Consider the following 15,834-nt stretch of genomic DNA (forward strand, 5'->3'; position numbering starts at 1 on the left):
TTAACCATGAATATCCCCACCCAAACCCACTCCTCTGCTACCCCCAATTCAGTTTATCAGGTTGGGGGGAGTTTACCTCCCAATTCCCCCACTTATGTGGTGAGAAAAGCAGATCAAGACCTATATCAACAGTTAAAAGCAGGGCAATTTTGCTATGTGTTTAATTCCCGACAAATGGGCAAATCTAGTTTAAAGGTGAGAACCCTGCAAAAGCTGGTATCGGAGGAGGTGCTTTGTGCGGCGATTGATTTGACCGTATTAGGGTCAGAAGCGGTGACTTCCGAACAGTGGTATGGGGGTTTTATTAGAACTTTGGTGAAAAATTTTCCCGGTCTTTCCCGGAGTTTTAAACTTTTACCTTGGTTGCGCGATCGCGAAGGAATTTTAGCCCCAAATCAGTGGTTAACCCAGTTACTTGAAGAGGTGATATTTCCGGCATACCCAGGCAAAATTGTGATTTTTGTGGATGAAATCGATCAAAGTTTAAATTTATCCTGGAAAGATGATTTTTTTGCCTGGATTCGCGCTTGCTATAATCAGCGGGCAGAAAATGCCGATTATCAACGGTTGACCTTTTGCCTGTTGGGTGTAACCACCCCATCAGAGTTAATTAATGATAAGACGAAAACCCCCTTTAATATTGGCAAAAGTATTGAATTAACTGGTTTTACCTTAGCAGAAGCCCAACCATTAGCCCAAGGTTTTACCGGGCAAGTGCAAAATCCCCAACAGGTGTTACAAGAAATCTTAAACTGGACGGGGGGGCAACCATTTATGACCCAAAAACTCTGTTTTTTACTGGAACAAAAAACCAACGGCAAACAGCCCAATGTTGACCAGTTAGTGCAAAAGTTTATTCTGGATCAATGGGAAACTCAGGATGAACCAGAACATATTAAAACCATTCGCGATCGCCTCTTAGTAAATCCCCACAGATCGGGACGGTTGTTGGGACTATATCAAAAGATATTACAACAAACCAACGATAATTTCAATGGCAAATCTGAGCCAATTTATTATGAAAATAACCCGGATATTACGGAGTTACGTTTGACGGGATTAGTCATCAAACAAGGCAATCAAGTCAGAGTTTATAATAAAATCTATCAAGCAGTTTTTCACGAAAATTGGATTGCTCAAGAATTAGGCAAATTGCGACCTTATGCAGAAGCGATCGCAGCCTGGGAAGCTTCTAACCGTCAAGATCGTTCCCGACTTTTACGGGGTCAAGCGTTACAAGATGCCCTCAGTTGGGCGGAAAATCAAAGTTTAAGCGATCGCGATTATCAATTCTTAAATGCCAGTCAAGAAGCGGAATTTACCGAAGAGAAACAAGCCAATAAAATTTTAACCGTTGCCAAGAAAAAAGCCGAACGTATGATTGGCATTGGTTTATTGGGACTGGGAGTAATTTCCCTATCCGCAATTTTCATCGTCACCAAAGCCATAGCAGAAAAAAATGAGGCCAAAATCCATGAAATTCAAGCCCGCAATTCGGCCTCCGAAGCCTATCAGCGATCGAATAATCAACTGGATGCTTTAGTAGATAGTATTCGCGCTGCAAAAACCATCCAGTCCTTAAAGACTTCCCCGGAATTACAACAGCAAACTCTCAATAATTTAGAACAACCTTTAGCCAAATTACAAGAAATAAATCGCTTAGATAGCCACCAAGGATGGGTGTGGGAAGTGAGTTTTAGTTCTGATGGTAATATGCTACTCACCGCGAGTGATGATGGGGAGGCGATCGTCTGGAGTCGGGAGGGGCAAAAATTAGTAACGTTGAAACATCCCGATCGCCTTTATGGGGCAACTTTTTCTCCTGATAATCGGATGATTGCCACCGCGAGTAAAGATGGTAGAGTGCGCTTATGGACAACCGATGGAAAATTACTCAGAACCTACCAAGGTCATAGTAAATCAGTTTTTGCCGTGACATTTAGCCCCGATGGTCTATTTTTGGCTTCTGGTGGTGCGGATAATATTATTAACATTTGGTCGGTTAATTTAGTTTCAAGGGATGACAAATCAGGGGTTGAAGTTCCGCACCAAATTTTAAGCGGACATCAAAAAGAAGTGACTAATTTAAATTTTAGTCCTGATGGCAGCCTGCTGGTTTCCGCAAGTTATGATGACACCATTAAACTATGGAAAATTAACCAAAAAAATGATAAAATTGATAAAATTGAGCTATTTAAAACCGTCAAAGCCCATGAAGACGGAGTGACGGGAGCAATTTTTATTCAAGAAGGTCAGGAGATCGCCTCGGTGGGTGGCGATGGAAACCTAAAATTTTGGAATTTAAAAGGCCAATTACTAAAACCACCAATTCGGGCGCATTTTGATGTGATTAATCGAGTCGCATTTTCTCGGGGCAAACTCCCGTTTTTAGCTACAGCAAGTCAAGATAAAACGGTCAAGTTTTGGAACTTAGACGGGGACTTACTCAACACCTTATCAGGACATAAAGAAAGTGTTTTAACCCTGAGTATTACTCCAGATGGGAAAAATTTGGCCACGGGCAGTAGCGATCGCACCGTTAAACTGTGGCAGCCGGATATTCGTTTATTAAAAACCTTTAAAAATCCCGATCGCGTCACCTATTCAGTTAGGTTCAATCCTAGGGGAGACATTTTAGCGGTTAGCAGTCGCCAGCCTACGGTACAATTAATTAATTTTAATCTAGAAAAGTTACAAACTTTAACAGGTCATACAGCTTTAATTAATTCTATTCGCTTTAGTCCTGATGGTGAAACCATTGCCACGGGGAGTAAAGATAAAACCATTAAACTCTGGAACCTGAATGGGGAATTGCTAAAAACATTGGTTGGTCATCAGGATTCAGTCTCCGCTGTCCGGTTTAGTCCCGATGGTCAAATCATTGCTTCTGTGAGTTGGGATCGGACTCTAAAATTGTGGGATTTAGACGGCAAAATACTGCAAAATGTTATCGCCCATGATGAGTGGATTTATGGCTTAAATTTTAGCCCCGATGGTCAAATAATTGCCACCGCTAGTAAAGATAAAACCGTCAAACTGTGGAATCTCAAAGGGGAGTTATTGGCGACATTAAAGGGTCATATCCATGATGTAAATTCGGTGGCATTTAGTCCCGACGGCCAAACAATTGCCACGGCTTCTGATGATACCACGGTAAAATTGTGGCGACTAGATGGCACATTAATTCATACCTTAGAAGGTCATAATAATAAGGTTTTAAGTGTAGATTTTAGTCGTGATGGTCAGATTATTGCTTCGGCTTCTGACGATAAAACCATTAAACTTTGGCAACCAAATGGACGGCTATTAAAAACCTTAGAAGGACATGATAACCGCATTTGGGAATTAAGTTTTCATCCCACAGAACCAATTTTGGCATCGGGCAGTTGGGATCAGACGGTGAAATTCTGGACTTTAGAAGATTTACCCATTGATGATCCAGGAAAATATGCCGGAGATTCCCAGTTAAATCAACTGTTAAAAATGGGCTGCGATCGCCTGAATGATTACCTGATCAACAGTCTACAGGATCCCATTTGTCAAAATGTTTCAGAAAATTAATAGTAGGGTGGGCAAAACCTTGCCCACCCTACTATTAATGTTGGATGAATTTTTGTAAATGGTGGGCGAAGCATTCCGGCAGATAACATCCGATCAAAATATTAACCTATATACCGGAATGCTTCGCCCTGAACCAGGCAAGGGCGAAGCATTCCGGCATATAGGTTATGGTTGGGAATATTAAATAGACTGCCGGAATGCTTCGCCCCTACGAAATTTTTACGAAAATTTGTGGTTAAACCAAAAAATGCCCTGTAAATGTAATACCGTTTCCAATTAATTATCAAAAATGCAACCATTTTGGGTGCGGGGAAGGATCGCCCCTAATGCTGGATGAATTTTTGTAAATGGTATTAAAATAGAAAATATCTGCTTAAGATAAAATAATTAACCAATGTTCAAACATCCTAGGGGGCTAGAAATAGCCGAGTATATTTCTTTAGCTGGTGCCGTAACCGGGACAATTTTGGCGACAGTTTTTGGCGATTTCACCTACGCAGCATGGCCGATCTGTTTTGCCATATTGTTGAATACGATCAACCGCCGCTATGGTTTAAATCAGAATTGGCATTCTCGGCGCACGATCGCCCAATTAGAGGAAAAAATTGCCGCCCTCTCCCTAAAAAATATTGATGCGGCTAAAGTACAATCCCCAGAACAATTTAACCTGACATCGAATGCTGAGTCGATGAAAGCGATCGCCTCATTAATCGAAGCAGTGCAAAAATTGCGATCGCAGCAACAGCAACTTCATGGAGCGATTAAACAAATCAAAGATCAACTGAATACTTTAAGTCAACAATTCAAAGACCGACCCGAACTGGAACAAATTGAAAGCTTAACCCAAGTAATTGTAGCGCTTCAGCAACTTATCGATGATTTTAGAAAAGTGGATTAGTTGTTTGTTGTTTGTTGGAGAAAGGGGAACAGTTATCAGGGAACGGGGAACGGAAGAGAGAGGAGAGAGAAGAAAGATGCATAGAAGAGAGAGTTTTCATAATTCACCTCTTTCCTGTTCCCTGTTCCCTGTTCCCTGTTCCCTTTTCCCTGTTTGTTGTTTGTTGGCAAGTTGTTTGTTGTTTGTTGGAGAAAGGGGAACAGTTATCAGGGAACGGGGAACGGAGGAGAGAGGAGAGAGAAGAAAGATGCATAGAAGAGAGAGTTTTCATAATTCACCTCTTTCCTGTTCCCTGTTCCCTGTTCCCTGTTCCCTGTTCCCTTTTCCCTGTTTGTTGTTTGTTGGCAAGTTGTTTTGTTATTATTTTGTTATTTGTCGTTTGTCCTTTGACCGCGAACCGCGAACAAATAACAAATAACCAACAACAAACAACGAACAACGAACAACGAACAACGAACAACGAACAACGAACAACGAACAACGAACAACGAACAAATAACAGATAACAGATATAAAAATAAAATGCAGTAACGATCGCCCTGCGCGGTAATGGCACAATAGGTGTTAAAGAAAATTTGTATTGGCAAAGGCCCAACGAGCGACTTCCTACGGGACGCTATGGGCGTTCGGCAGAGATTGCCGATTTGAGGCTAAACTACCGAGACTCACTAGCAGAGACAAGTCTTGGCCATCTATCGTTGATAAGTGAAACATAGAGGAACCCTTATGAAACAACAGTTGAGTCCATTAGAACTTTTGGAATATATATCCCTCGCTTGTACGGCAGCGGGGACTGTCACCGTGGTACTGCTTTCTCAGCACGTCGGATATGCGATCGGGCCGGGGGCTTTGTCTTTGGTACTCGGTGCCGCGAACCGCAGAAAATACTCGTCGAGTGGGTCTAATTCCACAGAAGTGGTCAAAATTGACCAAAAACTGTCTGAGGATGTGGCTTCAGTCCGCCAGGAGATCCAAACTTTACCCAAGTCCTCGGACTATAACAGTTTGAAATCTCAGGTAGAAAATTTAACCGTTTCCGTCGCCGGATTGGAGCAACACAAATCTGGGGCATTGACCAATGTGGGAGTGGAATTAAACCCCATCCGCCAAGATATTGTGCAGTTACGATCGCAATATGGCAATTTACAAGAGTTTTTCAACGAATTGCGCGATCGCGTTGAAGTAACTTGGCAGCAACTACCTCCACCGGACAAAATCGCGCATCTGGAAAACGAACTTAAGCAGATGGACGCGAAGCTGACCCAACTGCCTTCTAAGTTGCAAAAGATGACGGGGACAACTTCCGTTGATCTGACCAGCGTCACTGCTGAAATTGAAGCACTCAAGCAACAATTAAACAATATCGGTCAAGGGGGTGATGTTAATTCCTTGGTGCCAGAATTGGAGCAATTACGACGTCAAGTAGCGGCGTTAGAAAATACCACCGATCGCTTAGTGGTGAATAGCCAAAATCTGGCGGAAAAAGAAGAGGTGCGTTCGCTATCTATCACTTTACAGGAGTTACAAAAACAGCAAGAACAACTCCAACAAACTGCGGCAAGCGATCGCAGCGCTTTATCAGAATTGCGCGATTCCGCAGAGTGGATCGCGTTCGCGAATCGCCTCGAAAACTTGCAAGCACAAATCAACCGAATTGGGGAGCAAACTCCCGCCACCGTTCAAACTCAAAATTTGTCGGAATTGCAAGCACTGCAAGATAGATTAGAGCAACTTAGTCACCGTGTGAATCAGCGGATGTCCCTAGCTGTCGTAGAAGTCAAAGAAGGACAGATCATTGAACTAACTGGGATTGAAACCGCATTAGCCAAAATTGCCGATGCGGTTGCCGAAGTCAAGCAAGAAATGGAAATCCGGATGTCTGAGATTTCTGCCTGGGAATTAACCGGAATTCACCAACAACTGCTAGACCAACAGCAAACTTTAATCGCCTTACAGCAAGACTACCAAAACCTGCTGGCATCGACTTTAGAAAACCGTAACTGGGATCAATCTTTATCTGATTCTGAATATCAGCAAAAAATTGAAATTCTAGAGCGAGTTTTAGCCAGTAACACCGAAAGTATCGATCGCATAGAATCATCTCTGGGCAACCATACATTCGGTGAATCAGGAAATACAATTACCCATGAATCTGACTTGTCACGGGCAGTAGACATCGCCCAAATTGCTATTCTTCAAGGCAGCGTCTCACAATTGGCGGCGAATCTGGACAATTTAGAACAACAAGTCCAATTTTTAGCCAATGGGGACAATGTAAACGAGCAAGTACACGATGAAATCCAAGCCCTGAAAGAGCAAATCAACCGCTTAGAAACTTCGGTGAATAATAACGAGATGATCGGAGGAGAGACAGGGACGGATTTGTATCCAGAAATTAGAATTATCACCCAAGAACTTAAGGAAATCGGTCTGCTCAAAGATACGATTTATCAGTTATCGGGGAATGTGGAAATCTTGGATCAACAAGTCCACGATCTGAATATGGGGAATCCGCATAGTATTACCGGAGAACTCCGAGAACAAATTGAGGCGCTGATGGCCAAAGTTGAGCAACTACCAGAAAACCAAATTCCTGAAGATTTGACGAGTAATTACCAAACCGTTTGCTGGCGTTTAGACCAACTCGAAGCCGGTTATCTATCTTTAGAAACCCACCTCAAAGAAACTCAGGATGTAAGCAATCGCAACGATCAAGAAATCACCGATCAATTCTTAACCTTAAATGCTCAATTATCTGAATTACAGCAAGAGATTGATGGCATGGGTCAAAAATTAACTGATTTGGAAAAAGGATTGGAAGAAATTACGGTTTCTGAGTTAGCCGTCACTCGCCAGGATATAGCTATACTGCAAGATACAGTCTCGGATTTAGTCACCCGACTAGAACAGGATTTAGACAAGTTCAACGATCGCGAAAAAGTTCAAAAATTGGAACAATCCTTGTTTACCTTGGAAACAAAACTTAGTCAGGCGATCGCGCAACTCGACGAGCAATTCCAAGCCCTGCAACTGCAAACCAGACAACTAGAAATAGAACAAGCGGAAACCCAAACCGCCACCAGTCAAATTGACGATCTGATCGGCAACTCCATTGAGCGACAAATGAGTGGCATTAGTCAACTGTTGCAAGATGTTGCCCCATGCGATTATGAATTAATCTTTGACCGTCCGGCAATTTACGACTGTTTAATCCAGGCGATCGCTAACAGTAATAAGCTGCTGATAATTGTCTGTCCGTGGCTGAATCGTGAAATCATCAGCGGTCTGTTGGATGAATTTGAAGCTTTCCTAGAACGCAATGGTCAATTAAAAATTGGTTGGGGTCATCTGGCAGATATTAATGAGGGAGAATTTCCGCTGTTAGTTCAGCAGCAATGGCATACCGAAAATCTCACCACCCGTCGCCAATCTTATGATGCCCTAAATGACTTAGAAGCCCTGCGGGAAAAATATCCTAATCAACTGGAATATAAGGTACTGGGAACCCATGAAAACTTTTTAGTTGCTGATGAGAAAATGGCCTTAATTTCCAGTCATCATTTTCTCAGTAGCGATCGCGATATTCCCGAACGAGAAGTTGCCGTGAAAACTTCTTCGCTGAAGATTATTCACGGGTTAATCGATCGGTTCACCGATTCGGTGTTACGACCGGGAAATGCGGAGGCTTATTACAACCGAGGGTTTGAACGGCTAGAAATTGGCGATTATGCTGGGGCAATGGCGGATTATGATGCCTCCCTAGCCCTCAACCCTGATCGCGCCACCAGCTACAATAACCGGGGATTGACAAAATATCATACGGGCAATCTTCCTGGCGCGATCGCGGATTATAGCAAGGCGATAGAACTGGATCCCGATGAACCCGTGACTTATTTTAACCGGGCTGTTGCCTACTATAAAATCGGCGACTATCGCCATAGCATCACCGATTATACTCAGGTGATTCAGCGGCAAGATGGGATTCGGATTTCGGCGGAAAATACCGGCGCTTATTTCCAACGAGCGGAAGCGTATCGTCAGTTAGGGGAATATGAAAGTGCCATTTTGGATTACACAATGGCCATTCGTTTAGCCCCGAACGATCCCGTCGCGTATAACAATCGCGGGTTAGCCCGGTATAACCAGGGAGACTATCTGGGTAGCATTGAGGATTACAGCGAAACCTTAACCCTGAACCCCAATGATGCGGTGGCGTATTCTAATCGCGGCGTTTCCCGGCTAAAAACTGGCGATTATGGTGGAGCCGTGGCAGATTTCGACAGCGCGATCGCCCTGAAACCGGATTATGCCAGTGCATACAATAATCGGGGGTTGGCGCGATTTGAAATGGGCGATCGCACCGAGGCGATCGCTGACTTAAAACAGGCAGCGGAATTATTTGCTGCCCAAGGAAATATCCCCAGCCAGCAACAAGCCTTAGACTCCTTGAAGCGACTCGGTTGCGAAGAAGGATAAATTGCTTCTTGTCCTTGGTCAGAAAGTCCTCAGTAGGTTGGGTTGAGGTCACGAAACCCAACCTACTAATTAATTTAATTGTGAATTATCAGATCAATTATCAAATCATAGAATCATGCAAAATATCCAACCTAATATCCAAAACCTGCGCCAAATCATCAGCGAATACCATTGGTTAGACCTGGCGGAATCCGTTTCCATTGCGGCATCAGCGATCGGCACCTTAGCCGGCGCCTTATCCGGTCAAGTTGTCTATGCTGCCGCCCCCTTAACCGTGGCACTTTCCCTCAATTTAGCCAACCGATATCGCCTCGATGAAAACACCGAACAATATACCAAAGCCGCCATATCTGATGTCAGAAATGTGGTAGAATCTCTCTATACCGCTTTGCCAGAAAATGACCAACCCCAGATGGATTTTCAAGCCCTGCAAAAATCAATTTACCATCTGCAAAAAGTCACGGAAAGGCTAGAAAATAAAGCTTTAACCGAAGATGACTGGCAAATGGTGAATGTGAGATTTTTAACTTTGCAAGAATCTTTAGAAAAGCTGACCCAATCTATCGGTAATTCCCAGTTCATCCCTCCAGCCATACAAAGAAGTGAAGCGGGTGAAATTTCTGGTAAAAATGCTGGAGAAATTAGAGAAGTTGCTCTGGCAAACTATTCTGAACTAGAACAACGGATCGGTCAACTAGAGCAGAAAAATCACGAAGTAATTAAACCCTATTTACAGCGGCTGACTCAAACATTACAACAGCTTAAGCAAGACCAGTCTTTAGGAAAAGTCAGGAAAAAAATCCAAGCACTCAGCGAAGAAATTAAACAAAGAACGGTCGTGCAAGTAGAAGTAGAAACATTAACCCAGCAGTTAGAAACAATTGCCGCTCAACAAGCACAACTAAATCAGCAGTTTTTAGAGTTACCAGCCCCCCCGGTTCCGGTTGATATCAGTAGCATAGAAGTTGCGATCGCCCAAATCTCTGAAGACCTGACCACCACAAAAACTCAGACCAGCAAACGGTTTAAACGCATTCTTGGCACCTTAAATGCTTTAGAAGGGCAAATTAATCAACTACAACAGCTATCCCACAATCTACAATCATCCGTGGAAAAGGTGACAGAGGACTTGGATCATCTTTCCGATGCTGCCAACGTCGAAAACTTGGAAAATATCTTAAATCAAGTTTCCGCCGAACTTGCGGAAGTCCAAGATAAAATTAACTCCCTCACACCCCCGTTTAATCCAGCACCCCTAGAAGAGCAATTACAAGAACTAAGCGCGTTAATCAAACAACAGTCCCCAGAACCAACCCAGTTTCTCACCAAGGAAGATATTGCCCCCCTGGTGGCGGCGATTAAAAAGCTGCAAAAACGGAAATAAATTGGTTGTTGGGTAGGGATTCTTTGGTTGTTGGTTGTTGGTTTTTGGTTGGGGAAAGTGATGCATTGAAAAGTCGTAGGGGCTTTCTGGCCATAAGGCCTGACGGATTATGCTTCGCAAGGACGCCCGTACAAGTTAAAAAAAGTATCACTATTCACTATTCACTATTCACTATTCACTTTCCCCTCTGCACCCCCGCTCCCCCGCTCCCCCGCTCCCCCGCACCACTGTTCCCTCTTCCCTGTTCTCGTTATTTTGTAAATTTTACGGATGAACTGCATTTAATTCCGGATTCCATCCCCTAAGAATGAAAAAATTGCCAAAAGGGTATAGGAATTTTCCCATGCAAAGGAATTACGGTTGGTTAGAAGTTGCTGAGTATTTATCCATTGTTGCTTCCGTGATGGGTGCAGTTGCCGCTGTCACCACGCAAAAAGCGGCGTTAATGGCTGTTCCCATGTCCATGTCCCTGATTTTGAATCTATTGCATCGACGGAAATTATTATCTTTAAGTAGACAAATAATTGGCGCTGAAGTGACAGAACAATGCCAGGAATTGTCTGATTTAGTCCCGGGGCAGCCCAGTTCACGTATACCAGAAAGTCCCAGGGAAAAACAACAGATTCAACCAGCGATCGCGCAGCGTTGCGGATGCAACATCGCGCAGCGTTGCGGATGCAACATCGCGCAGCGTTGCGGATGCAATATCGCGCAGCGTTGCGGATGCAATATCGCGCAGCGTTGCGGATGCAATATCGCGCAGCGTTGCGGATGCAATATCGCCTCTTTGCCTCTGGCAGAAATGGAAACATCTTTAGAACGCTTATGCCAAAAATTTGAACATCAACAAACTCAAATTAGTCAAATGATGGTGAATTTGGAAAAAATGAGCCATCAAATCCCATGCACCTTGCCTAACAATTTGCCCAACAATTTGCCCAACAATTTACCTACTAATTTACCTATTATTAATAAATTGGCAAATTTTCCCAGTCAAAGCGATGCCCAAGATGCACCAATTGAAGATTTTAATCAGCGCAATTTATCCAGTAATGGTTATGTAGAGGCGGAAATTTCGGGAATTAAAACAGAGTTAATCAGACTTTATGAAAAATTAACTCAAGTTCAGAGTAAAACCGACAATTTGGTGCCGAAAAAAAAACTTAAACTGATGATTGCGGCGATTAAAACCCTGCATGAACAAAATTTAGCTGCCCGGACGTCTATTCTTCAATTAAATGAAACCGTCGAGAAAATGTCCCCGCCGCCACCAGAGGGAAACCATCCATCTCAAATCCAATTTGAGGAGCAAATTAAAGAGCAAATTAAAAATTGTCTCCAGCAAATTTCCGATCTGCGAGGAGAAATCGCTGCACTGAATCAGGCGAAATCCTTGTGGGAAGAAACCAGCGACCAAGGGATACCGGAAACAAAACTGCGGGAGTTAATTTCAGAAATAGTTGCTAGTGAATTGCGAAGTTTGCCTAATTCAATTTCCGTTGAAGCCAGCCCAAACCAACAATTTTTATTCTATAAAAATTTAATTTCAAGTTATGCTGGATGGACAGAAAGCGAAAGCGATTCGGCAAATTATATTGACTTTTATTATATTCCTCAGTTACATCGAGAAATTAAAAACTTGTCAGAAGAAATTGCGATTCTAGAAGCGGAAATGGAAAACCGTTTAGCCCCATTGGAAGCAATCGATCGCCACAGCATTGAAGAAGACCTAGCCCTGCAATCCCAGGCGATCGCTGAACTCCAAGAACAGACGAAGCAACTCCGGGCATTCTCTCAGCTTCAACCGCAAGAAGCGATTTCTGACTTACAAACCAAAGTATTATGCAGAAGGGCGTTCGCGCAGCGTTGCATCCGCAACGTTGCGCCGAATGGCAATTGGAATGGCAATTGGAAATGTCTGCATAGCTGGAATGCCCATGCAGAAGTCATATTTTCCCTAGACTTTAGCCGCGATGGAATGTTTTTGGCCACCGGCAGTGCCGACCATACCGTAAAAGTTTGGCAAATTTTCTCAGAATTACGGACAGAAAATTCGACCACAGAAAATCTGGCTAATTTATCTGCTAATTTATCTGCTAATTTATCTGCTAATTTATCTGCTAATTTATCTGCTAATTTATCTGCTAATTTATCTGCTAATTTATCTGCTAATTTATCTGCTGAATTATCTCAAACCTTCACAAGTCATACTCATGCGGTGCGGGCGATCGCCATCAGTCCCCAGCAAGATTTTATCGTCAGTGGCAGTGGCGATGTTGGATCCGCAACGGTTCGCGATCGCACCATTCAAATTTGGCCATTGACTTGGCCAACTGAAGAAAACCAAAAACTTGTCATTCCGGCGAATGGGGGAATCCAGTCCTCTGAATTAGAACCCTTAAAAATCCTCACAGGTCACTCTCTATCCGTGCGAGCGATCGCCATCAGTCCAGACGGTCAATTTATCGCCAGTGGCAGTGCAGATCAAACCATTCAAATTGCTCCCGTCGCCGATATTTTAGCCGATATTTTATCCGATTCCGCCAAAGCATCACGAGAAGCGAATCTCTCAAAGTCACACCCAGAAGTTGACCCAGAGTTATATGAGTACCCTTGGCCATCCTTGCAAACCGTACTCACCGGCCACAAAGCCCCCGTAGATGCCCTAGCCTTTAGTCCCGACAGCCAGATCCTGGCCAGTGGTGCCGTAGACGCTGAGTTGAAAATTTGGCTAATGAATGCTCAAGAACTCCTCTGCACCCTCACAGACCATGTAGAACCGATTACCTCACTGGCATTTTCCGCTCATCCAGGATATCTTCTGAATCAACCGGGACATCTCCTCGCCAGTGGGAGTCTAGACTGCTCGATTAAAATTTGGCACATCAGCCCAAATGCTCCAGAAAGCAGAGTAATATTTACCCTCACAGGGCATTCAGAACCAGTGACTTGTGTCAAATTTAGTCCTAATGGGCAATTTCTTGCCAGTGCCAGCATTGACCAAACCATCAAAATTTGGCTGATTTCCCCAGACACGGAAAATATTTCCTTACTTTGCACTCTCACAGGTCATCAACAACCCATCCTATCTTTAGCCTTTAGAGATGAGCAAACCTTTGCCAGTTGCAGCGCTGATGGAGAAGTGAAAATTTGGCATTGCATCCTTTGAATCAAACTATCGGCAAATTCTAAAGTCAAGGGAATGGTAAGAGGCTGGTTATAAGATTTCCGAATCTAATTCAAGATTCTAATTCAAGATAAAATTAGATTTTGCATTTGCATTGGCCTAAACCGCAAAATTCTTATGACTTATTCCTCAACACCTCAAGCTGAATCAACTGCCAAATCTACCACCATGAATTGGTCCAACTTACTCCAGCAAATCCTGGATCGAGAATCTCTCACCAGTCAACAAGCATCCCTGCTGATGCAAGGATGGCTGCAAGACGAAATCCCCCCCGTCTTATCCGGGGCAATTTTAGCTGCACTGCAAGCCAAAGGAGTATCAGCTAATGAATTAGCGGGCATGGCCAAAGTTTTACAACTTCAATCCGTCGCCGGACACCGCCTTGCGGTTCCAGAATGGCCAAAACCCGTGATTGATACTTGTGGCACTGGGGGGGATGGGGCGTCCACCTTTAATATTTCCACAGCGGTGGCTTTTGTGGCCGCTGCCGCAGGTATCCCTGTGGCCAAACATGGGAATCGTTCCGCGTCCAGTAAAGTCGGCTCCGCTGATGTGTTGGAAGCTTTAGGGATCCACTTGACGGCACATCCAGAGAGAGTTCAGTCAGCGCTGCAAGAAGTGGGGGTGACTTTTTTATTTGCCCCTGGGTGGCACCCGGCGATGAAGGCAGTGGCAACCCTGAGAAGTACCCTAAAAATCCGCACGGTATTTAATCTCCTCGGCCCCTTGGTGAATCCTTTACGTCCCACAGGTCAGGTGATTGGGGTTTTCAGTAGTCAGCTACTAGAGGCGATCGCAAGAGCTTTGGGACAACTGGGAACCGAAAAGGCGATCGTCTTACATGGACGAGAAAAACTGGATGAAGCGGGTTTAGCAGACGCCACCGACCTAGCGATTCTGAGTAATGGCGTCGTTGAACTCAGCGTCCTCAACCCCCAGGAATTGGGATTAACCAAAGCCCCCACTGCCGCATTACGGGGCGGCGACATTCCCGAAAACACCCAGATTTTGCGCGATGTGCTTCAGGGTAAAGGAACTCCAGCCCAACAAGATGTCGTTGCTTTAAATGCTTCTTTGGCGTTTCAAGTCGCCGGTCTGATTGCCGTCGGGGAGCATCAACAAGGAATTGCGATCGCCAAAGACATTCTCAAATCTGGGACAGCTTGGGACAAATTAGAACAACTAATTCAATTTTTCCAAGACTAATCTAGTTGTTTGTTATTTGTTGTTTGTTATTTGTTATTTGTTCACCAAATTTCTTATAACGAATAACCAGCAACAAATAACAAACTTACAATATTAATTTATGTTGATGGGACAATTAAGAACGGGGTTTAAATTCAATCGCATCTTTTTTGATGGTTATATCATAAGTTCCATAAACATCTTGTCCCAGCAGACCCCGATTGCGAAGTCCTTTTTCTGCCCCTTGCGGCGCAATTCCCACCACAAGTTCACCGACCATCAGATTACCGACTTTCACGGATTTAACCACTCCTAAATTTACTTCAATTTGACTGCCATCGGCGATAGTCACTGTGGCAGTTCCTTGGGATTGAATCTTTAAAGCTTTGGCCATTGGTTCCGTAATTAATGTACCCGTGGCTCCCGTATCAAAGAGCATTTCAAATGTTTGACTGCCATTAAATGTGACATCTACCACTGGGGTTCCCCCTTCACTACTTTTGATAGGAACTTGTAAGACTCCAGCTTGACCTCCTCCGGTTCCGGCTGCACCAGTGGGAGCATTGGGGTCGAATGTAACTTCGGGACAAAGCTGCGGTAAATTTCGATAGCTGCCATTAGCATCAATGACAAAACATCCCGGATGTTCTTGAGGAATTACCGGGCTTTGCAGAAAAATTATGCCCAAACAAGTGATGAAACCTGCGATTGTTTTTTTCATGGTTTTAACCTGGTTAATTCATATTTTTTTCATTTTCAATGAAAAGAGCAAAAAAATGATAAATTTTTGCCTAATAATCAACTAATTTATCAATGGCGATCGCTTGATAATTATTCACTGCATCACCTAAAGAAAAGGATACATGATTTCTGAATATTATTGAAATTAAACACCGGCTATAAACATCAGGGGAAATAGCGAAAATATCCGATGAACGGACAAGCCAATTAATCTAGCGGAGGTATTTTTAAGGATTTTGTAACGCTATGTTAATTTTATCACAGGTAAAAAAATCGCCCAGTTCACAAGGGTGCCAAGGCTTGAGTGAATTCTTCCCAGCCGGGGAAGTTCCCCATCTCCCCTCCCCCTGGTGTACTCCGAGGCTTCTTCTGGATGCATGACCCCTCCATGAGGCTACCAAT

General features: G+C 43.7%; 7 protein-coding genes. 6 read left to right on the forward strand and 1 reads right to left on the reverse strand.

Going from position 1 to position 15,834, the window contains the following annotated elements:
• Positions 1–6: 6 nt before the first annotated feature.
• From AM228_RS17180 to trpD, 6 genes are all read left to right on the forward strand, one after another.
• On the forward strand, positions 7–3,561 hold the full coding sequence (locus AM228_RS17180) for an AAA-like domain-containing protein (protein WP_054467452.1): 3,555 nt from the start codon (positions 7–9) through the stop codon (positions 3,559–3,561).
• Positions 3,562–3,955: 394 nt separating this feature from the next.
• On the forward strand, positions 3,956–4,459 hold the full coding sequence (locus AM228_RS17185; RefSeq protein ID WP_054467454.1) for a hypothetical protein: 504 nt from the start codon (positions 3,956–3,958) through the stop codon (positions 4,457–4,459).
• A 726-nt stretch (positions 4,460–5,185) separates the two neighbouring features.
• Positions 5,186–8,935 (forward strand): tetratricopeptide repeat protein, encoded by a 3,750-nt coding sequence (locus tag AM228_RS17190; RefSeq protein ID WP_054467455.1) that lies wholly within the window; start codon positions 5,186–5,188, stop codon positions 8,933–8,935.
• A gap of 115 nt (positions 8,936–9,050) precedes the next feature.
• Positions 9,051–10,319: a hypothetical protein gene (locus AM228_RS17195; protein ID WP_054467458.1), complete on the forward strand. Its 1,269-nt coding sequence runs from the start codon at positions 9,051–9,053 to the stop codon at positions 10,317–10,319.
• Between the two features lie 343 nt (positions 10,320–10,662).
• On the forward strand, positions 10,663–13,488 hold the full coding sequence (locus AM228_RS17200; protein ID WP_054467460.1) for a WD40 repeat domain-containing protein: 2,826 nt from the start codon (positions 10,663–10,665) through the stop codon (positions 13,486–13,488).
• Between the two features lie 135 nt (positions 13,489–13,623).
• The gene (gene trpD, locus AM228_RS17205) at positions 13,624–14,712 is read left to right on the forward strand and encodes an anthranilate phosphoribosyltransferase (protein ID WP_054467462.1); all 1,089 of its coding nucleotides are present in this window, start codon (positions 13,624–13,626) and stop codon (positions 14,710–14,712) included.
• Positions 14,713–14,827: 115 nt separating this feature from the next.
• Here trpD and AM228_RS17210 read toward each other — a convergent pair whose 3' ends face one another.
• Positions 14,828–15,412 carry a TIGR02281 family clan AA aspartic protease gene (locus AM228_RS17210; RefSeq protein ID WP_054467464.1) on the reverse strand — a complete coding sequence of 195 codons (585 nt, stop codon included), beginning with the start codon at positions 15,410–15,412 and terminating at the stop codon, positions 14,828–14,830.
• Positions 15,413–15,834 lie beyond the last annotated feature (422 nt).

The organism is Planktothricoides sp. SR001 (assembly GCF_001276715.1).
In the GTDB taxonomy this organism is placed as follows: Bacteria; Cyanobacteriota; Cyanobacteriia; order Cyanobacteriales; family Laspinemataceae; genus Planktothricoides; species Planktothricoides raciborskii.

Coding starts and splice junctions, on each gene's coding strand:
- AM228_RS17180 (WP_054467452.1), top strand. CDS start 7: ATGAATATCCCCACCCAAACCCACTCCTCTGCTACCCCCAATTCAGTT.
- AM228_RS17185 (WP_054467454.1), top strand. CDS start 3,956: ATGTTCAAACATCCTAGGGGGCTAGAAATAGCCGAGTATATTTCTTTA.
- AM228_RS17190 (WP_054467455.1), top strand. CDS start 5,186: ATGAAACAACAGTTGAGTCCATTAGAACTTTTGGAATATATATCCCTC.
- AM228_RS17195 (WP_054467458.1), top strand. CDS start 9,051: ATGCAAAATATCCAACCTAATATCCAAAACCTGCGCCAAATCATCAGC.
- AM228_RS17200 (WP_054467460.1), top strand. CDS start 10,663: ATGCAAAGGAATTACGGTTGGTTAGAAGTTGCTGAGTATTTATCCATT.
- trpD (WP_054467462.1), top strand. CDS start 13,624: ATGACTTATTCCTCAACACCTCAAGCTGAATCAACTGCCAAATCTACC.
- AM228_RS17210 (WP_054467464.1), bottom strand. CDS start 15,412: ATGAAAAAAACAATCGCAGGTTTCATCACTTGTTTGGGCATAATTTTT.